Genomic DNA, 21215 nt, shown 5'->3' on the forward strand with positions numbered 1-21215 from the left:
AATGTTACTCTTGTATCCAAATACAAAATATGCGTTTTAATCATAGCACAACGCATCTCGTCGTGCAATTTTTTTATGCGCACATAAAGAGGCAACTCCGGGCTATTGCGGTCATTCGGCCGCGATAGCCCGGAGTTGCCCTTTCGTCCATCCATGCGACTCTTGAATCCGCTCTCGAAATATTGCTGGATTGCAGGCTTTTCCCCTTGCTGCCCTGCCGGCACCCGGCTCTAGGAGCCGCTCTCGTCCCCGCTCCACAGTCTGCGGAAAGACTCGCTTCGCTCCAGAAGCTGCTCCGCAGTGCCTTCCACTTCGATGCGGCCGTCCTTCAGAACAAGGACGTGATCGGCTCGGGCAAGCGCGGCTTTGCGGTGCGAGACGACGAGGCAGGTCGCCTCTCCCCGATCGCCGAACAGCCGCTCCCACAGCTTCTGCTCGGTTTCGACGTCGAGCGCGCTCGACAGATCGTCGAATACGTACAGCTCGGCATCCCGCACGAGCATTCTGGCCGCGGCCGTCCGCTGGGCTTGGCCCCCGGACAGCTTCACGCCGCGCGGCCCGATGACCGTGTCCAACCCTTCGCGGAAATGACGCAAGTCCTCCTCCAGCACGGCCGTATGCAGCGCGCGCTCCAGTTGACCGCCGCAGTCCTCCAGACCGAGCAAAATATTTTCACGTAGCGTATCGCTGTACAGTCTCGGCACTTGCGCGGAATAGGCGCTGCGAGGAGGCACGAAGAAATTGCCGGCGTCCTCCACCTTGCGTCCATTCCAGAGAACCGTCCCCGCGTCCTGCGGAAGCAGGCCGAGCAGCGTGCGTACGAGCGTCGTCTTGCCCGACCCGACCGGTCCCGTGACAACGGTGAACGAGCCGCGCCGCAGATGGAGGCGAATGTCCTCGACGCCCCTTCCCGTCTCCGGATACCGGTAAGTCAGTCCGCTGACGTCAAGTTGCTCCAACCGTTCGTCCGCTGCCATTCCGACAACGACCGGCCCCTTGTTCATCCGGTGTCCCGCAACCGCGGATGCTTGCTCGTTCTTGTCCGAAGCATTCGCCCGCAGCCTTGCCGCGCCCGGCTCCCGCTCCTTCCCGCCAAGCGTATTCGCTTCCGTCAGAATTTGGGCCGGCGCGCCCTGAAGCAGGTCGGTCAGCCGCTCCTTGGCGACGGACATCTGCTTGAAATAAGTCAAAAACGTGCCGAAGTTGGAGATGAACTGGGTTACGAACGTCAAATAGTACACGAACAGCGAGAAATCTCCGACCGTGAACTCGCCTCCGCGCATCTTATGCCCGGATATCAGCAGAATAAGCCCCGTTCCCAGATTCACAGTATTGGAAAAAACCGAACCGAGCGTTTCCGTCATCAGCTTGTCTTTCAGCAACGACTTGCGGCGTTCGTCGTTCAGCCTTCTGAACCGTTCCGTCACTCTACGTTCGGCGCCGGCCACTTGAATGGCCTGCACGCTGCCGAACATCTCGCTGATCGCTTCCGTCACCTTCGCCGTCGATTCCCGGCTTGCCGCGCGGTACTTCTGCAGCCTTGTCGTGGCCAACTGGGCGGCGACGATCACGATCACGAGCGGCAGAAACACGAGCATCGTCAATTCCGCGTCGATCCGCAGGAGAATAAAGCACGAAACGACGGCGAAGCAGGTCATGCCGAAGACGTCCACCGACCAGCTGACCGCCTCCTCCGATTGATCGACGTCGTCGCGGAAATGGCTGATCGCCTCCCCGGGCGAACCCGGAATCGCTCTCGCTCCCGGACGTTTCAGAATATGCCCGAGCACGTTGCGGCGCAGGAGCATCCCCATTCGAAAACGGAAATTCACGTCCGTAATGAACCCCAGATAGACGGTCGCGCTTCTCGCCAATGCGAACCCGACCAGCAGCGAGACCAGCGTCCACGTGCCCAGTTCCGTTGCCGCGTGCCCTGTCAACGAATCGAAAAATTCCTTCGTGATAAGGCCCGGCACGATCGGCATCAAGTAAATCGCCGTCCACACGAGCGCGTTGAATACATACCATCCCGGGCGGTAACGGATCAATCGCCACATATACGAGAACGTACTCATGCTAACACCTCCTCGAGCCCGGCGGCCAGCATGCGGCTGAAGCGCGAGTCCGGATCGGCGGCGAGCGCCTTCCTCGGCCCGCTCTCGACGATGCGGCCCTGCTCCAGAATGACGATTTTGTCGGCTCTCTCGACGGTCGCCAGCCGATGCGCAATCATGATGCAGCTCCGGTTCGCCAGCAGCTTGTCGACGGCCCGCTCCAGCCGATGCTCCGTCAGCGGGTCGAGCCGGGACGAAGCTTCATCCAGAATGACCAAGCCCGGGTCGGTCAAGAACACCCTCGCGAATGCGAGCAGCTGCCCTTCTCCCGCGGACAGGCTGCCCCCGCCCGAAGCCAGCGGCGTATCCAACCCCTCCGGCAGCGAATCGTACCACTCGCCCAGTCCAAGCTCGCGAAGCACGCCGATCATGCGCTCGTCCGGCACGCTCTCGTCGTAGAAAGTCAGATTGTCGCGCACGCTGCCTTGGATGATCTCGATGTTCTGCGTGACGAGCGCGACCTTCGTCCGCAGCTCTCCAAGCATGCATTCGCGGATATCGACGCCTCCGAGCCGCACGCTACCCTCCCGCGGGTCGTAGAAGCGAAGCAGCAGGCGCGCGAGCGTCGTCTTGCCGCTGCCGGTCCGGCCGAGCAGCCCGAGCACTTCGCCGGGAGCGAGCCGCAGCCGGATGCCGTCCAGCGTCGGCTCGTCGTCGTATCCGAACGTGACGTTGTCGAATTCAACCGCCAGCGGTTCCGAGGGCAGCTCTGCTCCCGGACCGTCCTGAATTTTCGAGCGCGTTCCCAACAGCTCCCGGATACGCACGAGGCTGGCGTCGGCCTTCTGCAAATCCTCGATCTGGGTGCGAATTTTCTCGATCGGCTTGGCGAGCAGCTCGGTATAGTAGAAAATCAGGTACACCGTCCCGATCGTAATGCTGCCCTGCTTCCACAGGTACGCACTGATCGCGAACGCCATCGCATTGCCCAGAGCGAACACGATAATCGTCGTCACCCACATCGACGCGAACCCGAGGAACGCCTTTGTGCGGATCGGCAGCATCCGGCTCAGCAGGCCGTAGAAGCGGTTCATGACGAAGCCCGTCGCCCCGTTGGCGCGAGTGTCCTCCGTCCCTTCCAGATGCTCGCCGATAAAGCCGTAAAACTCGGCATTGACCTGCCGCCACTTCGTCCATACCGGAAGCGCGTATTTGCGAATCCACTGAATAACGAACACGGCGCCGATCACGAACAGCAGCATGCCTGCTCCGATCAGGACGTTTTCTCGGAAGAGGAGGACGATGATGCCCGCCATCAGCAGCAGATTGCCGCCCAAGTGGATGATGAAGCTGGAGAAAAAGTTGGCGAGCGCGTTCACGTCGCCGTCCACCCGTTCGATGATCGAGCCCGTCGTGTTCGACTTGTGGAACGACATATCGAGCTTCAGGCCGTGCTCGGCCAGGTCGCCCCTCAGCCGGTTCGTCGTGCGCCAAGCCAAGTTCTCGCTCACGTAAGTCGCGATGACGGAGACGACCTGCTGAATGAGCGAGAAGCCGATGAACAGCAGCGCAGCGTAATAAAGCGGTTCCAACGAACGGTCGGATTGGGCGGTATCGATAAAATAGCGGATGATTTGCGGATTGACCAACTGTAAGCCGATCGAGCCGAACAGCAGCGCCGCGAGACCGATTAACGCGCTTCTCTGCGGAAGCAAGTATCGGCTAAGCATCTCGTAGTAATGCCCGATCGATTTGGTTTTCGCGGTCTTGCCCATAACTTGCCTCCTCGCGCCATTAGACGTAACAAAGGCGACAACCGGCCCTATTCAGAGGGGTTATCGCCGCTTATTTGAATGTATCCGAAACGGCCGCGGCCGTCAATCCGGTCCGGTTTCTTTCTCACTGCCTCCGAATTGTCCGCGGACTGCCGCCTCCCGCGCATAACCTATCGATAAAGAAAGCCGCCGCACAGCCGATAAAATAACGAATCAAATCCACCGCCAGAAAACCGTGTCCCATAATCAAAGCGCCTACCGTTGTCGCCCGAACGCCATTGATCCACTCCGCCTGATAAAGCTGGCTGAACTCGATAGCGAAGCTGAACATCAGCGCGGCCATCAAGGCCGCCAGTTTGCTTCTCCCGACGAGCAGCGCCCGAAAGCCGCAATAGACCATAGCCGCCCACAGCGCGTCCCCGGCATGCACGGAGATCAGCGGCGGAAGCCCGGACGAATACCTTCGGACGCCGAGTCCCAGAACGATAAGCAGCGCCGCGGCCGCCAGATAGAACATGCGATGCTTCATCCGTCTTCGCCCCCAAGCACAAGTCCCGAAAAAAAGACGACAACCGGCCCGTTACAGGGGTTATCGCCGTTAATTCGACGTATCGCTACCCGTTTCATTGGTCAATTCGATTCCAACGCGCCGTTTTATGATTTCGTTACAGCTTCTTGCCCAGCACGTGATTCAGAGGGATATAACCGATCGATCGGCTGTCGTCGCTATGGTTGCGATTGTCGCCCATGACGAACACATGCCCTTCCGGCACCTCCCAGATGCCGCCGACGAACGCGTTCATCTCTTCTTTTATATACGACTCCTCGAGACGTTCGCCGTTGCGATACAGCTGCCCTCCGGTAAGCTCCAGCATATCGCCCGGCTTGCCGATCACCCTTTTTACGTAGTAGATCCGATCTTCATCCCTGGTCAGCAGCTGGATCAGCGGATTTTCCATCACGTCGTCCATGAAGGTGCGGTCCCGGTTCACTCTGCTGTCTATAATGACGATATCGCCGTAGTCCGGCATATAGGAAAAAGTATGGGACAGCTTCGACACGAACAGCCGCTGACTATCCCGCAGCGTCGGATCCATAGAGTGCCCGTCCACTCGATAGGGCTGAAGAAGAAAGATTCCGATCAGCAGCGACAAGATGTAGGCGATCGCCAGTGAGCCTACCCAGCTGCGTATTTTTCTGAACACCTTCACGCGGACACTCCTTTTTCCTTTTTCTATTATTCTAGCATGATCGGGGATTGAAATCACATTCCTCGCCGGAGTCAATAAAAAGAAGCAAGCCCCCCCTCCGACGGCTCGCATTCCATTGTGCGAGCCGCGTTAGAGGATACTTGCTCCTTGGTCGGCATTAGAGGCGACTACGAAAAACTATTAAGGTGTTACCGGATCCGCAGTAGGCGCAGGAGACGCTACCGTGATCGCCCCGCTGCCGGGAGCGGAAATATTGTGTATCGTAGCGTTCGTTCCGTCCGCTACGGACAGGACGTAGATTTGATAAGCCGTATTGGCCGCCAATGTGCCGCCGATAACCGTGCTGCCCAGAGACAGTTCGACCGTGTTCGTTGCCGGAGTCACCGTGGCGGACGCTTGGCCGCGCAGGTTGTATGCGGTATTCGCATCCATAGCTCCAGCCGGACTCAATAACAACACTACGTATTGCAGAACTCCCTTCGGATCGCCTGGAGTCCAGGTGACGACCAGTTTATCGGCGCCGGCCTGTACAGCGCCCACATTCGTAACCTGGGCTACCTGAACCGGGGAGGTTAGGCTGATGGCTGCCGAAGGAGCAGACAACGAGCTGCTGCCGGTTTTGGCTACAGAAAGCACATACACTTGATAGCTGACGTTGTTCGCGATAACCGCACCGCTCGTATCGGTTGAGACCCCTCCCAGATTCAAGATCGGATTAGATCCGTTCGGAGCGAACGTCGCATACGGATTGGCACTAATCGCCGTCGCCAGCGTAAAGGCGCTGCCGCTTCTGACAACGAATATTCGGTATGCTTGAATGTTGCTCTCGTCCGCTGCTCTATTGAAGCTGACCCGCAGGTCCGCGCCTGTTCCCTGGTCGCCCGTATCGCTGACGGCGATGCCTGTCACCGCGGGAGCCCCGGAAGTCGTCAAAGTAACCGCCGGAGAAGCCGCAGACAAAGCGTTCACGCCGTGAGCAGTACCGAAACCTACCGACAGGACAAAAATTCGGTACGGCACGTTGTTCTTGATCGGTTGATTGTGAATGTCGACGGCATTGCTTGCCAGCACTGCATTATGGTTTGCGCCGGGATTAGCCGTCGTGAACAGCGCCGGATTCGTGATCGCGTTAGCAGCGTTCAAGTTGAACTGGTAAGACGCCGCATCCGGGACGATGAAAATCCGGTATTGGGCGATGTTCGTTTCCACGGACGCCTTGGTGAACGATACGCGCAAATCTTGGCCGTTGCCGTTATCCGCCACATCGGTTCCCGCGACGTTCGTAACGGCCGTTACGGTGCCTTTGTTCTCCAACTGAATCGTTGGAGAAGCGGCGGACAGCGCGTTGCCGTAAACGTTGGAGACGCCTACCGACAGGATGAACACCTTGTACTTGATGCCGTTCTGAATCAGCGCGCCGTCGATGTCGCGGGAATCTGCGTTCAGTTCCTGAACGATGTTAGTTCCTTTTTTGTTGATCACCGTATAGTTCTGAACGGCATTCGCGAAGTTCAGGTTGAAATTAGGCGCCGCGATCTCCTTCACGACATACGCCCGGTAATGAGCGATGTTGTTCTCGTTGGCCGCTTTGGTGAACGACACGCGCAAGTCTTGGCCGCTGTTGTAATCGGCCACATCGCTGACGGCGACGTTCGTGACCGCCGTTACGTTGTTATTGCTAAGCTGAATCGAAGCGGACGGAGAAGACAGCGCGTTGCTGCCGTTCACAGTGCCCACCGACATGACGAATACCCGATAAGCGACCCCGTTCCGAATCGTCGCTCCGTCCACGTCGCGCGCGCCTGACGCCAGCGCCTGAACGATGTTCGAGTTCGTTTTATTGATCGTCGTATAGTTGTTCGAATTCGTGACGGCATTCGCCGTGGCCAGTCCGAAGCTTCCTGCGTTCGCTTCCTTGACGACGAATACACGGTAGTTCTTGATCAGCGACTCGTTGGAGACTTTCGTGAACGATACTTGCAGGTCGCGGCCGTTGTTGTTATCTGCCACGTCGCTGACCGACAAGTTCGTTACCGCTTGTACTCCGGAGTACGTCAACGTGATGCTGGAGGAAGCCGCAGAAAGCGAATTGGCGTAATTGTTGTTGTTGGATACGCCCATGACGAACACGCGATAGGCGACGCCGTTCGTCACCGGATTGCCTCTCGTGTCTCTCATATTCGAAGAGAGAACGACGTTGTAATTGTTGCCCGTTCGATATTGATCGTAATAGTTGCCGGAAGACACCCGGTTCGCTTCCGTCAGGTTAAAGGACGAGTAATCGCCTTCTCTGACGACGAAAATTCTGTACGAACCGATTCTCGATTCGTCGGAAGGCTTGTTGAACGTCACCTGCAGGTCGCGTCCGTCGCCGTTGTCGTCCACATCCGCGACGCCCGTAATGACCGGAGTCTGAGCAGATGCGCCGAGCGTAACGGAGGCGGAGCTCGCGGACAGCGAGTGCGACCAGTTGGCCGTATTCGAGCTGACCGTCATGACGAAGGCCGTGTACGCTACCCCATTGCGGATGAGATCGCCGGATGTATCCCGAGCGGACGAGTTGAGCGTCACGCTGAGCGCGCCCGATCCCGACGTCTTGGCAACGTTCGTATAGTAGGAGCTGGACATGCCGTTCGCTTGGGATAGATTAAATCCGGAAGCGTTGGCCGATTTGACGATCATGACCCGGTAGCCGGATACGTTGCTTTCGCTAGACGCTCTGGAGAACGTAACCCTCAGATCCCGGCCGTCTCCTTGATCCGCAACGTCCTCGATTTTCACGTTTGTCGCCTGACCTACGGCTGGGTTGGACTTCAGGGTAATCGAGATGGAAGAGTCGGAGAGCGCGTTCGCATCGGACCCCACCGTCAGAACGAATACTTTATATGCTTGATTCGCGCGCAGCAGCGCCCCGTCGACATCCCGGCTCTGCGCAGTAAGCGTTACGCGTTGGTAGGAACCCGACTTGGATACGGACGTATAGTTGGCCGCGCCGACGGCCAGTGCTTTGGCCAGATTGAAGGAAGAGACGTTCTCCGCCTTCACGACCAAAATCCGGTAGCCGCTGACGTTCGATTGGTCGGCCGGCGTCGAGAAGCTGACCTGCAGATCCCGGCCGTCGCCGTTCTGGGAAACCTCCGTCACACCGAGCTGAGTGACTTTGCCGACTTCCTGAACGGCCTTGGTCGTAATCAGCACGCTTTGCGACAGTTTATCCCAGCGCACGTCGTCCCCGAGAGCCTCGCTGACGAACCGGACCGGAACCATCGTGCGGCCGGCCAGCACGCGCGCCGGAGAATCCAGCGTGACCGTCTGGTTGTTGATCGTCGCCGTCCTGGCGCCGATCGTCAGCACGATCGTCGTGTCGCGCTTCTTGGCGGTAACCGTCTGGGCCTTCTGATTCCAGAGCACTTGCGCGTTCAGGGCCTCGAAGATGCCGCGAAGCGGAACCATCGTGTACCCTCCGATCAGCAGCGGAGGCTGGTCGGTTTGAAGAATTTGGCCGTCGATGAAAATACGGATCGGAGTGGCGGCCTTGGCTCCTTGCGGTTGGTGAAAGAAAGACAATACGATGGCGAATGCCGCTAGCAAGGAAAGAAATTTACGCACTGAATTCATCCTCTCTGGGCGAAAAATGAGTTTTATTCCCTTTTCCGCGTTCGCGTTTCATGATCTTGGTAATTTGACGCTCGAACGCCGGCGAAAGTTTCAGCAAATCTTCAGCTAATTTATAGACGTCGAAAGAGTCAGAAAGTTACTATGGTTCTTCATGAAAAATAGACAGGCCCGCCGGGAAGTCGACTTCGCCGCGGGCCTGCTCCTTATGTTCCTAAATCTTTCCTTCGAACAATACGATAAGAGATGCAGCCCGACAGAACGAACAGCAGAACGGATACGGCGACGACCAGGCCTCCCAATGCGATCGGCGGCCATGCCCTCAGCCTTACTCCCAGCTCGTATCCGCTCCCGTATACGCTGCCTAATACGCCGGACATTACGAATCCCGCCAATACAATCAACGCCAACGCCGCCCCAAGCGCCACATGTTCCCCTTTGGATCCCAGCCAATAATAGGCGGGCAAGTAGATTGCCGAGAAGAAGAGAACGATTCCGATTATGAAAGCGATCATAAGCCCCGAGAACCCGTGCTCTCTTCCTAGCGCGTAACGATTGATCAAATTCATGGCTACCGTAACGGCAATCCCTGCAGCGGTAAAGACCAGAGCGGTCGCATAGCGAGCTCTTACGATTTGGCCGCGGGTAACGGGCAAGCTGCCTACGAACACCAAGCTTCTGTTCTTCAGTTCCAGACCCGATCCCATAACGAGCATCATGACGGCCGGAAGCGCGCCCAACAGAATAAACGTCCCCTTGGTAATGAGTAACCCGAAGAGCAGCGCATATAACGCGACGAACAGATAGTGCCACCGCAGCACGAGCAGATCTTTACGCACGAGATTCAGCACGATGCCGTTCACCCCTAACGGTAAAATACATAATGTCCTCCAAGGTGGGCGTTTCGATAATCGCGCCGTCTCCGAACATTCGAATCGCTTCCCCGCGATCGCGCGCCAGCCCTTCGAATCCCGTCCCGGTTTCCCTAATGCCTACGAACGCTTGACGGACGTCGCGATCCAACCATTTCTTATCGCCCTTGATCAGGGCATATCGGTCGAATAGATCTTCTTTGGACTCGTTGAAAACAACGGTTCCTCGATCGAGAAACACAATGTAATCGGCGATCCGGTCGAGGTCCGTCGTAATGTGGGTGGAAAACAGGATCGTTCTGTTCTCGTCCAGCATCAGACCGGAGAGAATCTCCAGCATTTCTCTCCGAAAGACGGGGTCCAACCCTGCCGTCGGTTCGTCCATAATGAGCAGCTCCGCTCCGCCGGAGAGGGCGAATGCGAGCGACAGCTTCATTTTCATGCCCTTGGACAAAGAGCGAATTCGGCTGCGGGGAGAGAGCTCGAACCGATTCAGGCAATCGCGAAACGTTTGCGCGTCCCATCGCTTGTAGAACGGAGCATAGATGCTTCTCATCGCGTCGATCGACAGATGCTCGTACAGGGTATTCTCTTCGGACACGAAACCGATTCGCGCTTTGATCCCCGCTTCCTGCTCGGGCATTTGCTCGCCGAAAATCCGTATCTCCCCGGCGCCGGCTGCCGACAAGCCCATGAGCAGCTTGATCAACGTACTCTTCCCCGCTCCGTTCGGACCGACAAGCCCGGTCACGTAGCCTTGGCGAACGTTCAAATCCAACGATCCGAGCGCAAAGGAACTATACTTCTTTACAAGGCCGCGAACTTCGATCGCGTTCATCCTTCCGACTCTCCTTCCTGATCCAGCAGTCGAATATGTCCGATGACTTCTTCCAGACTAAGCCCGAGCGACTTGCCTTCCTTAATGGCCTCCAGCAGCTTGGTCTCCATCGCCCTCAGACGCTGCTCCCGGATGAAAGCTTCGTTCGCTCCGGATACGAACGAACCCTTGCCGACTACGGAATCTATCAAGCCTTCCTTCTCCAGTTCCTCGTACGCCCTCTTCGTCGTAATCACGCTGATCTGCAAATCCTTGGCCAACTGACGAATAGAAGGCAGCATCGTTCCCGGAGCGAGCTCGCCGCTCAGAATCGCGCCTCGAACGCGCCCGACGATCTGCGAATAAATCGGTTCCCCGGACGCGTTGGAAATTTGAATGTTCATGGATTCCCTCGATCCATTGTATTTAGTGTATATATAATATATACACACTAATGGTAGAGCTGTCAATACCGATGCGGTTCAGCATTTTACTACTTGTAGGATCGCTTTCGCTTCTATACAATCAGAACTAGATGTGACCTTATCTAACATCATGATCGGAAAGGGCTTCTATGAGCAACCAAACTGACTGCGATGTCATCTCCCGGCATTATCCGCAAGGACAACTACTGGCCTATTATCAGCCTATCGTCGCCATGGAAACTCGCGCGATCATCGGCTACGAAGCATTGGGAAGAGAACGGATCGACGGCGCGGTGCGCAGCCTCGGTCCCTTCTTCACGGACAATACCGTTCCTGTGGAGGAGCATGTTCGCATCGACCGCATTCTTCGCGAGCAGGCGATAGCCAAACTAAGCAAGGAAGCGGACCCTCCCTTGCTGTTCGTCAATCTGAAGCCTTCGTGGATCTATCGGCACTACAAAAGAACGGGGGAACTGCACACGCTTCAACTGCTGCAGAAATACGGCGTTGATCCTCGCAGGGTGTGCATCGAAATCACGGAGGACGAATTCGGAGACTCCATGTCCGAGCTGACGCAAATCGTGGATCTCTATAGGCAGGCCGGCTGTCAGATTGCCATAGACGACATAGGAACGGGATTCAGCAATTTCGACCGCATGGCCAGAATCCGGCCCAATCTGCTTAAGGTCGATATTCTATTGATGAAAAAGAGCGCCACCCACAGCGGATATCTCGGCGTGCTTCGGTCGTTCTCCAACCTGGCGGAACAGATCGGGGCGTCCCTGCTGCTGGAGGGAGTGGAGACTAGCCAGGATTTGAAAAGGGCGATTCAGGCCGGGGCAAGATACGTCCAAGGTTATCTGTTCTCGCAAGCGCAGGCGGACTACCAGGACCGGCACGCCTTCACTTCGCTGATTGAAGCGGAGCTAATCGCCCACAAGCTTCTGATGAAGGAAACCCGGCTTCTCTGGGAAGGGATCGGCAACAGGCTGGTCGAGCGCGTGCGGGAGTCCGGCATTCGGGAGCTGCTGGAACGGCGCTCTCCGAACGACGGCGAAGAGGCAGAGCTTGCCGACGAGGCGATCCGCCTGCTGCTGCCGCGCTTGGACGACTCCTGCATGCGCGTCTATCTGTGCCGGACGACGGGAATCCAATTGTCCGCCAACCATTCCCGCAGCGATGCGAAAGGCTGGAAAACGAATCTCGAATACCGCTTCGCCGATTGGAGCTGGAGGCCGTACTTCATCCCCCATCTGTCCCATGACGCCTCGACGGAGACGGAAGCCAAGATTTCAGGCAAATATGCCGATCTGGACACGCACCTGTGGATTCGGACGGTATCAATCCCGATTAACGATGAGCTCGTGCTTCTGCTGGACGTTATCGATTCGTTCGAATAGCGGCACAGAGTCCCCATCCGAACGTTTCGTCGCAGGTCGGTTCGGCGCGAATCGGATTCTCTCCCGCACGCCAGCGGACGGGAAGCGTCACGAGGTCGGCCGTTATCCTGCCATCGCTGGCGGGCGGCTGCCATCCCCAGCTTCCCGTCGTATGGCGGATTTCCCGGCGTTTACCCGCCGGACGAGTATTCGCGCTCCACTTTGCAAATCTTCACCTTATAGCCCTCGTACCACTCCGACCTCCCGCGTTCCTGAGCCACCCGATGCGCCGTGTTGCTCTTCCAATCGGCGATGGCCTCCAGGCTCTCCCAATACGAAATCGTAATGCCGGCTCCCGATGCGTCCCGGACGCTGTCTACGCCGATAAAGCCCGGCTGGGCGGAGGCGAGCCGTTCCATCTCCTCGGCCATCCTGCCGTACCCGTTGTCTCCCTCCGTACGCAGGCTCGTGAAAATCACCGCGTAATATCCGCCATTCGTTTGCCCTTTTGTCTCCATGTCGATCGCCCCCGGTGCGTATTTAGGTTACTGCTTTTATTGTACCTGATTCCGCTTGAGGGTCGAATCGATGTTTTCGATTGGAGGACTGCGAATTCTAAGCATTAGAGGATGAGACCGAATAGTTCTGCGCCCGTTCGCCCCATACTACAGGGAAAATTACCCTTAGCGAAAACGGAGGATGGCAAGTGTCCGAAAGAACTTTGATGGCTTATTTCAAAACGCCCCGGGAAGCGCAGCAAGCGGTGGAAAAGCTCAAGTCGCTCCGTCTGATCGAGCATTCGATCGACCGTTTTGACGGGTATCCGGGGGAAGGCGCGCAGCATCTGGACAAAATCGAAAATCCGCTTTCCGCGGATTTTCCGGGCCTCGGCTATCTGACTCTTGGGGGGAATTTCGCTATCGACGCAGGCGTTCTGGCCGCGGCAAGCGCAAGCGCGAGCGGATTCGACTCGGGCGGATCGGACAACCGGGTGAACGGACGGGACATTCTGTTGACCGCGATCGTTCACGAGGACGATTACGACGAAGCTCTGCGGATCGTTCAGGATTCGGGCGCTTTGTAGGGGGCGTCGAAACGGATCAAGCCCGCTCCGCGAGCTTAGCTCGTGGGGCGGGCTTGTTCGGCGTGTCCGGGGGTCGGCTGGCTTAGCTCTTCGTTCATTCCTGCTCGACGGGGATAACGCTGTCGTCACTGACGCCAGAGTCTGCGCCGGTGCCCAAGCCAGTGCCCGGACTCGGGTCCACGACCGCGCCGATGTCGAGGATTGCGCCCGAGCTTGCGGATTGCCGATACTCCGACGGGGTGAGGCCGGTCTTTTTGCGGAACACTTGCGAGAAATGGCGCATATCCGGGTATCCGACGCGCTCGGAGATGTCCGCAATCTTCAGCTCGGACTCCCGCAGCAGCTCCATCGCCCGTTCCAGACGCAGCTGGGTGACGTATTCCTTGAACCCGTGGCCGGTCTTCTGCTTGAACAGCTGGCTGAAGTAGATCGGGTTCAAATAAACGATCGAAGCTACCTTCTCCAGGGAGAGGTCGGTATGGTAATGTCCCTGAATGTACTGGAGCGCGACTTCGACCGACTGATCCCCGCCGCTGGCATAGTGGTCGTACACCTGACTGGCCGCGGCTTTCCTCATCCGCTTCACTTCGGCCGGCACCTGTTTGAAGTCGGAGAGCCGCTCGGTGTGCAGCACCTGGAACGGCGCTTTGAGATATCGCTTCAGGTGGCCTCTCAACTGATCGACGAGCCGTTGGGGAGTGCTCTCCTTCCGCAGCGTCACAAGGCCGAGCAGGCTCTTGGCGTCGACGCTGGCGACGAAGCCGGTTCCCGCAGATTCGATCAGCTCGGTCAGCACGTTCTCCACGATAAAGTGTTCCAACTTCATATCCCGTTCGCTCTCCATGCGAACCATGATCAGATGGAAGCTCGGATGGTTTTCCGTGAAAGGCTTCAAGTCTAGGCCGCCGAGATCCAGCCCCGACGCCCAACGGGCGAACACGGCCTCTCTCAGCAGGCGTAGATTGTTCTTCAACAGGTACGTTTCCTTGGAGCGGACGTTCTCTTCGGCGATCTCGTCCCCCAGCTTGCGGATCAGTTGGACCAGGCTATCCTTGCCGATCGGCTTGAGCAGATAATCCTTGGCCCCCAAACGGACGGCGTCCTGGGCGTAAGCGAACTCGGAATAGGCCGATATGACGACCCATTTTACATGCGCATGGCTCTTGCGGGAAATTTCCATCAATTCGAGCCCGGTCATCCCGGGCATTAGAACGTCGGTGAGCACGAGATCGATCGATTCGTTCTTCAGCAGATCGACGGCGCCTTCCGGGCTCGCGGCCAAGTAGACGGCGTGCTCGGGAAACTGGTTGCGGATCGTTCGTTCAATACCGCTGCGAATGACGCTTTCGTCGTCCACGACGAGAATATTCAAGAGATTACCCCCTCTCGGGCGGAATGGGGATCGTTACGACGACCGTCGTCCCCTTGTTCAAGCGGCTTCGGATTCCAACACCGCAGCTCTCCCCGAACATGAGTCGAATGCGAAGATGCACGTTCTGCAAGCCGATTCCCCGTCTGCCGGAGCCGACCCGCACGTCGTCTTCGAGTTCCTCTTTACATGAACGATCCCCGTCCAGGGAACGCGACAGGCGAGCAACCGTCTCTTCGTCCATCCCGACGCCGTTATCCTCCACGACGATTTCCAGCTTGCCGTCGCGCTCGTTCGAAGAAATGCGCAGCAATCCCGGACGGTCGAGCGGTTCCAGACCGTACTTGACGGCGTTCTCGACGATCGGCTGGAGAAACATCTTCGGAACCTCGATGTCGAGCCACCGTTCCTCGACCGCGAATTCGGTGTGCACCCGGCCTCCGAGCCGGGTTTGGATAATGGTCAGATAGTGGCGAAGCTGCTCTAGCTCGCGTCGGAGCGGCGCCCGCGAGGCTTCCTCCCATTCGCTGCCGTAACGGAAAATTTGCGACAAGGACAAAATCACTTTGCCCAGGCGGTCGTTCTCGCGCTCGTCCAGCATCCAGTAGATCATGTCCAGAGTATTGAATAAAAAGTGAGGGTTCACCTGAGATTGCAGCGCTTGGAGCTGCGCGTTTTTCTCGCTGATGGAGGCCAGCTTGATCCGTTCGATCAGGTCGTCCATCTGGTAAACCATTCGGTTAAAGGAGCTTACAAGCACGTTCAGCTCCTGATACGATTGCACGTGCACCTGTCCTTTGAAGTTGCCGATCTCCACCTGCTTCATCTGCTGAATCAGCCTCTTGAACGGCGACGAGAAGGACCGCGATACGAACGTGGCGAGCACGGTGGCGGCCAAGACGAGCACGATGACGACGGACAGCAGAAAACGCTGCGTCTCCTGCAGTTCCAACTGCAAATCCCGCTTGGGCGTAATCCCGATGACCGTCCAATCCGCCATGGCGATGCCGGCCGCCGTAATCATGGCGTCCTCCCGGTCGGTAAACAGCACTTCTCCCGGCTTAAGCGGGCCCGGCCACCCTAGCGGAATTCGGTCCATTTCGCTCTGCACCGGATTCGTCCGAATAATTTCTACCCCGTCGGCAGCTTGAATGACGACGTTGCTGCCGGGACCGAGACTGGCGTTCCTGAGCGCTCCGGCGATCGCATCGGCGTCGGTCTCGATCAGGACGATCCCGATCGACTTGAGCGCGCTAAGCTCGAATAGCTGACGCCCGAACGCAAATACGGGACGCTCGATGCCCCCGCTCAAGAGTGAATGGGGATAGACGCCCAGCCAGATCATTTCTCCCGTGGACCGCTGCAGCCGGGTATACCACTCCTGCTCGGAGTGGTCTCTTACGGTCGCTCCGACCGAACGGTCGAAGCTGAACACTTTGCCGCGGTTAGTCACGATATGAATGCCGACGATATCGTTGCGGGAGTAAAAGATGGCCCCGAGAATATCGGTAATTCTGCGCTCCAAATTCACGCCCTCGACCGTCTGGTCGGAGGACGGATTGCGGAGCAGCCTCATCAGCTCGTTATTGGAATTGAGCGCCTTCGTGACGCTGTCGTAGCCCTTCAGCATCAAATCGAACAAGCCGACCGTCTGCGAAATGTTCTTCTCGGCCACGACGCTCATCTTGTCGCGAAGCTGGTCGGTCGCCCTCTGATAGTAGACGAAGCTGACGATCAGCAGCAGGCCGAGCATACTGAAGAGAAAAATAAGAAACAAACGCCCGTGAATGGATCGGAAGTTTATCATTCCACCATGTTACCCCTTTACCGCGCCGGCTACCATCCCCTTCGTTATTTTCTCCGCGAGCAGGAAATAAATGAGCACGACAGGCAATGCGCCGAGTACGAGGAACGCCCCGATCGCGCCGTAGTTGACCGAATACTGGCTGACGAAGCTGTATACGCCGAACGGAAGCGTCTTGAGCTTCTCGGACGAGATGAACGTAGCCGCCATGATGTACTCATTCCAAATGTTGATGAAAGCCAGGATACAGACGGTCATGACCGGAGGAATGGAGACCGGCAGCACGATGGAGCCGAAAATCCGGAATACTCCCGCCCCGTCCACGATCGCCGATTCCTCGATCTCCGTCGGGATCGTTCTCATAAAGCCGCTCAGAATGAATACGGCAATCGGCGTCTGGAAAGCGATATAAGGCAAAATGAGCGACAAGTGCGTGTTCAAAATGTCGATGTTCTTGAAAATGAGCATGAGCGGCAGCAGCGTCGCTTGCATCGGAATCATCATCCCGAGCAGGAAGATGAGCATGACGACCTGGCCGTACTTCCAGCGAAAACGGGTAATCGCGAACGCCGTCAGCGAAGCCAGCAAAATAATGCTCAGCATCGTGACAATCGTTACGAAGCCGCTGTTATACAGGTACTTCCAGTAGTTCCCGCTTTCGATAGCGGCGGAATAGTTGCTCCACTGCCAAACCGCCGGGAGCGAGAAGAAACTGCCCGACAGGATCTCCTCGTTCGTCTTGAGCGAGTAAATAAGCAGCCAGATCAGCGGATACAGCTGCGTGACGAGCAGAACTCCGAAGAAGGCGAATACGGCGATTTTGCCAACGGATACCCGGCGTTTGTTGCGGACCTTAACGACGGGCGCATCCTTCTTCAGGCTTACGGATGGGTTCATGCGGAGCGCCTCCTTTTACGAGAATCGTTTGTCCAGCCGGTTGAACAGCAGGTTGATGACTACGGTAGCCGCCAGGCAGACGACGACCAGGAACGAAGCGATCGCGCTTCCGTACCCGTACTTCATGGACAGGAAGCTCATATTGTACATATAGCTGGCAAGAACGTTGGTCGCGTTTGCGGGGCCGCCGCCCGTCATGACCATGATCAGGTCGAACGATTGAAGCGAGCCGATGAACGAGAGCACAACGGAAATTTTGAAAATCGGGACGATCAAGGGCAGCGTAATGTAGCGGTCGGCTTTGAAGCCGGAAGCGCCGTCGATTTTGGCCGCCTCGTAAATATCGGCCGGAATGTTCTGGATTCCGGTGAATTGAATGAGGATGTGATACCCCAAATACTGCCACAACGCGACGACGATGATAGCGTAGATGGCAATCTTCGGCTCGGTCAGCCACGAATGCGTCCAAGACTCCAAACCGAGCTGGATGAGAATTTGGTTGATCATGCCCCCCATGGGAGCCGGATTATAAATCGTCTTCCAGAGTTGGCCGATTACGGCTACGGACAAAATGACGGGAAGGAAATAACTCGAAACGAGAAAACCCGTGCGACGCACGAAACGGCTGATCAGAATCGCCACGAACAAGGCGACCGGCAATTGAATGAGCATGGAAAATCCCGCGAGCAGGAACGTTCTGCCTACCGCAGGCCAGAACAAGGAATCGTTGGTGAACATTTTTTCGAAGTTGGCCAGACCGACGAACTTCGATTGGCCGATGCCGTTCCAATCGAGCATTCCGTTATAGACGGACACAATGATTGGAGCGAACACCAGACATACGTACAGAAACAAGCAAGGCAGCACGAACGCCGCGATCGTCCATCCCGATACTTTCAACACTTTCAAGGCTCCCGCCCCCTTCAAGCTCTCTCATCGATGACGAAGGGGGGGCGCGAACGCGCCCCTCCATTCTTGACGATTCATTAAGCATCCATTCGCCATTCTTATGTGGACGTTATTCCTTGTTCTCTTCGTAGCCTTTTTGGTGCTCTTTGCCCACTTCGGCCGAGTCCTTCTTCGCTACGAACAGGTTTTGGATGCTGGACAGGTGGACTTGAGCCGTTCCCGGATTCATCGTGTTGTCGAATGCCAGGTCGCCGCCTTTAACGTCCTTGAACATGCCCAGAACTTCCATCGCCATGTCGGAGTAACCTGCCGCTTTGAAGTCTTCGTCGATGTTTTGCGCAACGCCGACGGCGCCTTTCACCGCGAACGCTTCTTTCGGATAGTTCAGCATGAAGTAGTTCAGGAAGTCGAGCGTCTCTTCGAGATGCTTGCTGTTCTTGGATACCGCGAACGCGCTTCCCGGCGCCAACATGAACTCGTCCGGGTTGCCTTTGCCGCCGACCGTAGGGAACTTGAACACGCCGACTTCGCCGTTCTCGCCTACCGTAGAAGTCTCGATGCCGCCGGTAGCCCAGCTGCCCATGAAGTACATAGCCGCTTTGCCCGTTTTGAACAAGTTCTCGCCCGCATTGTAGTCGAAGGAAGTCGCGCCTTCTTGGAACGCGCCGGCTTGAACGAGGTTTTGGAACGCGTCAACCGCTTCTACGAATGCCGGATCTTCGAACGTTTTCTTGCCGTCCAGCACGTCTTGCAGGAAGCCTGGACCGCCGTTCGTGCGAAGCAGCACGTTCATGAACAGGAACGAACCGGTCCAGGAATCTTTCTCACCGATCGCGATTGGCGTCATGCCTTTGGATTTCAGCTGCTTGACGGTGTCGACCAGCTCTTCGAACGTCGTCGGCACTTTCGCGCCGGCTTCTTCGAACATTTTCTTGTTGTAATAGATCAGAGCGATGTTGTTGCCGTCCGGCAAAGCGTACAGGTTGCCGTTGAACGAATAATAATCCAGGATGCCTTCTTGGAAAGTGTCCTTCAGTCCGTTCTTCTCGACCATTTCGTTCAGCGGAGCGAACAGATCCGCGTCTACGAAAGGCTTCATCTGAGCGGCCGGGTTCACGATCGTGATGTCCGGAACTTCCTTGGAAGCGGCTTGCGTCTTCAGCTTCAGCTTCTGCTGGTCGGTGTTAAGCGAATCCAACTCGATCTTGACGTTAGGATGATCCGCTTCGTACTGCGCGACGATCTTGCGCAGCATGCTGTACTTCGGATCGGTCGGGTCGGGATAAATGTTTTGGAACGTAATGGTGACCTTCTCGTTGCCGCCGCCGGATTTAGGCGATTCGGAAGCCGCGGGGCTGCTCCCCGGAGAGCTCGTATCGTTTTTGTTGTTGCCGGAAGATCCGCAAGCGGCCAAGCTGACTGCAAGCACCCCTGCCATAGCGGAGAGAAGCATCTTTCTGTTCAGGAATTTCATCGTACATCCCCCTTGTATGTTGTGATAGCCCCATTATCCGCCCAAGCGCATGGACGAACAATAAAGTTACTTAAGAGTTGATGTTTGTTTTTTAAAGGTGCCCCATTTGGCTCGGCATCTTGCGGTCTGCGCGGCCGTTGTCGAGCGGATTTGAGCGGTTGAACGCTTTTTGCGGTCTGCGAGGCCGTTACGCGGGCGGGTTCCTGCGGTTGAACGCTTTTTGCGGTCTGCGAGGTCGTTACGCGGGCGGATTTTAGCGGTTGATCACCTCTTAGGATCAGGCCAGTTGTAGAAAAAAACATAAGCCATGCCGATTTGGTCGACATGGCTTACTTGCTGGAATGTTTTAAGACTTCTTGCCATTTCAATCGTTTGTTCGTCGTGTCGGACGAGCATGGAGACGATTTCTCGGATTACTTTTTCACTGACGGGGAGTTGCTCATATTGGTACGAGTACGTAAAAAATTGATGTACACCTACACCCAAGCCTTCGGCTATTTTATCTAAATTAAGCAGTGAGAAGTTTTTTTCAGCCCTCTCCACACCGCCAATATATGAAAAAGTAAATCCGCATTTTTCAGCAAGAGCGCTTTGAGATAACCCCTGCGCCTTTCTAATTTCACGGATCCGTTTTCCGACCATGAAGTATCCGCGCGAATTCAATTCCACCCGGACCTGAGTAAGCACCGGGCAGAGGAGAAAACGTTTTTGAAGAGCTGTTTGCCAGGGTGGATACAACGCAATGTCCCGAGTTTATGGAGTGGGAAGACAAGCATCATTACTGTCGAGCCTTGGAAAATGAACGGTTATACTTACAAGGAATGCGTGACGGAGCAAAGCTGGCCATCGCGCTAATGTCCGACCCGTTTGCTATTCCTACTGAGCAAAAAAACGTAGCAAATTAAGAACGATCAGCCGAAATTTGAGATCTCGGAACGAACCTGTCGAATATAGCCATAAGGATCGTCGATCGGAGCCAGTCCGAATTTGGCTCTGGCCTCCAGCGCGAGCTTGCGTGCCTCCTCTCCCCACTTCTGGAGATACGGGGACTCCGCATCGTATTGCTCCTGCTCTCGCAATGCCTTCTCGTAATGCTCCCGGCTGCCGAAGTCGTTATTCAACAGCAGATCGTGGCCATAGAACACCAGAGAGAAAAAATCCCGGATATTCCGCGCCACGGCCCGTACGGGATTGTCGAAATCCATCGGAGACACGCAGACGACCGGAGCTTCCCACAGATCGTCGGAGGCTCCTCTCCGATCCGCAATCCAGGCGAAATGGATGCCGTCGCCCCCCGTGTGCGCGAAAGTAATCGAACGCTCCGGAGTGCACTCGTATCCCCCGTCTCCGTCTCCCCTTACTCCCAAGATCAGACCCGAGGGCGCCGCCCAATCCGGAAGCCTTCCCGCGACACTTTTCTCCCACTCGACGACTTGCTCCAACAGAGTTGGAAGCTTCATTTATTATCGCCCCCTTTTGTCCAATTATAGTTTAATGTCGATGCCGCCTGAAACACACTTCTTGCCTATG

At 56.5% G+C, this 21215-nt stretch carries 18 protein-coding genes; 2 read left to right on the forward strand and 16 right to left on the reverse strand.

The features are described 5' to 3' along the window. Positions 1-230: 230 nt before the first annotated feature. The 8 genes from ACESLM_RS05630 to ACESLM_RS05665 form a co-directional block, all read right to left on the reverse strand. Positions 231-2075: an ABC transporter ATP-binding protein gene (locus ACESLM_RS05630; RefSeq protein WP_372630491.1), complete on the reverse strand. Its 1845-nt coding sequence runs from the start codon at positions 2073-2075 to the stop codon at positions 231-233. Continuing rightward, positions 2072-3829 carry an ABC transporter ATP-binding protein gene (locus ACESLM_RS05635; protein ID WP_372630493.1) on the reverse strand — a complete coding sequence of 586 codons (1758 nt, stop codon included), beginning with the start codon at positions 3827-3829 and terminating at the stop codon, positions 2072-2074. The genes ACESLM_RS05630 and ACESLM_RS05635 overlap by 4 nt, the downstream gene beginning before the upstream one ends. A 124-nt stretch (positions 3830-3953) precedes the next feature. Next, positions 3954-4358 carry a ribosomal maturation YjgA family protein gene (locus tag ACESLM_RS05640; protein ID WP_372630495.1) on the reverse strand — a complete coding sequence of 135 codons (405 nt, stop codon included), beginning with the start codon at positions 4356-4358 and terminating at the stop codon, positions 3954-3956. A gap of 136 nt (positions 4359-4494) precedes the next feature. Beyond that, positions 4495-5040: a signal peptidase I gene (gene lepB / locus ACESLM_RS05645; protein WP_372630497.1), complete on the reverse strand. Its 546-nt coding sequence runs from the start codon at positions 5038-5040 to the stop codon at positions 4495-4497. A gap of 180 nt (positions 5041-5220) precedes the next feature. Continuing rightward, on the reverse strand, positions 5221-8649 hold the full coding sequence (locus ACESLM_RS05650) for a stalk domain-containing protein (protein WP_372630499.1): 3429 nt from the start codon (positions 8647-8649) through the stop codon (positions 5221-5223). A gap of 212 nt (positions 8650-8861) precedes the next feature. After that, positions 8862-9506, reverse strand: coding sequence for an ABC-2 transporter permease (locus ACESLM_RS05655; RefSeq protein ID WP_372630501.1), 645 nt, complete (start codon positions 9504-9506; stop codon positions 8862-8864). After that, positions 9487-10365: an ABC transporter ATP-binding protein gene (locus ACESLM_RS05660; RefSeq protein WP_372630503.1), complete on the reverse strand. Its 879-nt coding sequence runs from the start codon at positions 10363-10365 to the stop codon at positions 9487-9489. Before ACESLM_RS05660 ends, ACESLM_RS05655 begins: the two co-directional genes overlap by 20 nt. Then, the gene (locus tag ACESLM_RS05665) at positions 10362-10748 is read right to left on the reverse strand and encodes a GntR family transcriptional regulator (RefSeq protein ID WP_372630505.1); all 387 of its coding nucleotides are present in this window, start codon (positions 10746-10748) and stop codon (positions 10362-10364) included. Before ACESLM_RS05665 ends, ACESLM_RS05660 begins: the two co-directional genes overlap by 4 nt. Positions 10749-10918: 170 nt before the next feature. Between ACESLM_RS05665 and ACESLM_RS05670 the strand changes: the two genes are divergently transcribed. After that, the gene (locus tag ACESLM_RS05670; protein WP_372630507.1) at positions 10919-12169 is read left to right on the forward strand and encodes an EAL domain-containing protein; all 1251 of its coding nucleotides are present in this window, start codon (positions 10919-10921) and stop codon (positions 12167-12169) included. Positions 12170-12339: 170 nt separating this feature from the next. Here ACESLM_RS05670 and ACESLM_RS05675 read toward each other — a convergent pair whose 3' ends face one another. Further along, a complete protein-coding gene (locus tag ACESLM_RS05675; RefSeq protein WP_372630509.1) occupies positions 12340-12666 on the reverse strand; it encodes an antibiotic biosynthesis monooxygenase family protein in 327 nt (108 codons plus the stop codon). A gap of 188 nt (positions 12667-12854) precedes the next feature. Between ACESLM_RS05675 and ACESLM_RS05680 the strand changes: the two genes are divergently transcribed. After that, a complete protein-coding gene (locus ACESLM_RS05680) occupies positions 12855-13232 on the forward strand; it encodes a hypothetical protein (protein WP_372630510.1) in 378 nt (125 codons plus the stop codon). 94 nt (positions 13233-13326) lie between these two features. On the opposite strand, the gene ACESLM_RS05685 is transcribed toward ACESLM_RS05680, so the two are convergent. From ACESLM_RS05685 to ACESLM_RS05715, 7 genes are all read right to left on the reverse strand, one after another. Continuing rightward, positions 13327-14604 carry a response regulator gene (locus ACESLM_RS05685; protein WP_372630512.1) on the reverse strand — a complete coding sequence of 426 codons (1278 nt, stop codon included), beginning with the start codon at positions 14602-14604 and terminating at the stop codon, positions 13327-13329. A gap of 4 nt (positions 14605-14608) precedes the next feature. Further along, entirely contained in the window at positions 14609-16408 is a 1800-nt protein-coding gene (locus ACESLM_RS05690) for a sensor histidine kinase (protein WP_372630514.1), read from the reverse strand. Between the two features lie 9 nt (positions 16409-16417). Continuing rightward, positions 16418-17302 (reverse strand): carbohydrate ABC transporter permease, encoded by an 885-nt coding sequence (locus ACESLM_RS05695; protein ID WP_372630515.1) that lies wholly within the window; start codon positions 17300-17302, stop codon positions 16418-16420. Between the two features lie 15 nt (positions 17303-17317). Further along, on the reverse strand, positions 17318-18211 hold the full coding sequence (locus tag ACESLM_RS05700) for a carbohydrate ABC transporter permease (RefSeq protein WP_372630517.1): 894 nt from the start codon (positions 18209-18211) through the stop codon (positions 17318-17320). A 109-nt stretch (positions 18212-18320) separates the two neighbouring features. Beyond that, complete coding sequence (locus ACESLM_RS05705) at positions 18321-19685, reverse strand: extracellular solute-binding protein (protein ID WP_372630519.1); 1365 nt, start codon at positions 19683-19685, stop codon at positions 18321-18323. A gap of 264 nt (positions 19686-19949) precedes the next feature. After that, positions 19950-20327, reverse strand: a complete 378-nt coding sequence (locus ACESLM_RS05710) for a helix-turn-helix domain-containing protein (RefSeq protein ID WP_372630521.1) — start codon at positions 20325-20327, stop codon at positions 19950-19952. Positions 20328-20596: 269 nt separating this feature from the next. After that, complete coding sequence (locus ACESLM_RS05715) at positions 20597-21145, reverse strand: hypothetical protein (RefSeq protein WP_372630523.1); 549 nt, start codon at positions 21143-21145, stop codon at positions 20597-20599. Positions 21146-21215: the final 70 nt, after the last annotated feature.

Origin of the sequence: Cohnella sp., assembly GCF_041641335.1 — a bacterium.
GTDB lineage: Bacteria > Bacillota > Bacilli > Paenibacillales > Paenibacillaceae > Cohnella.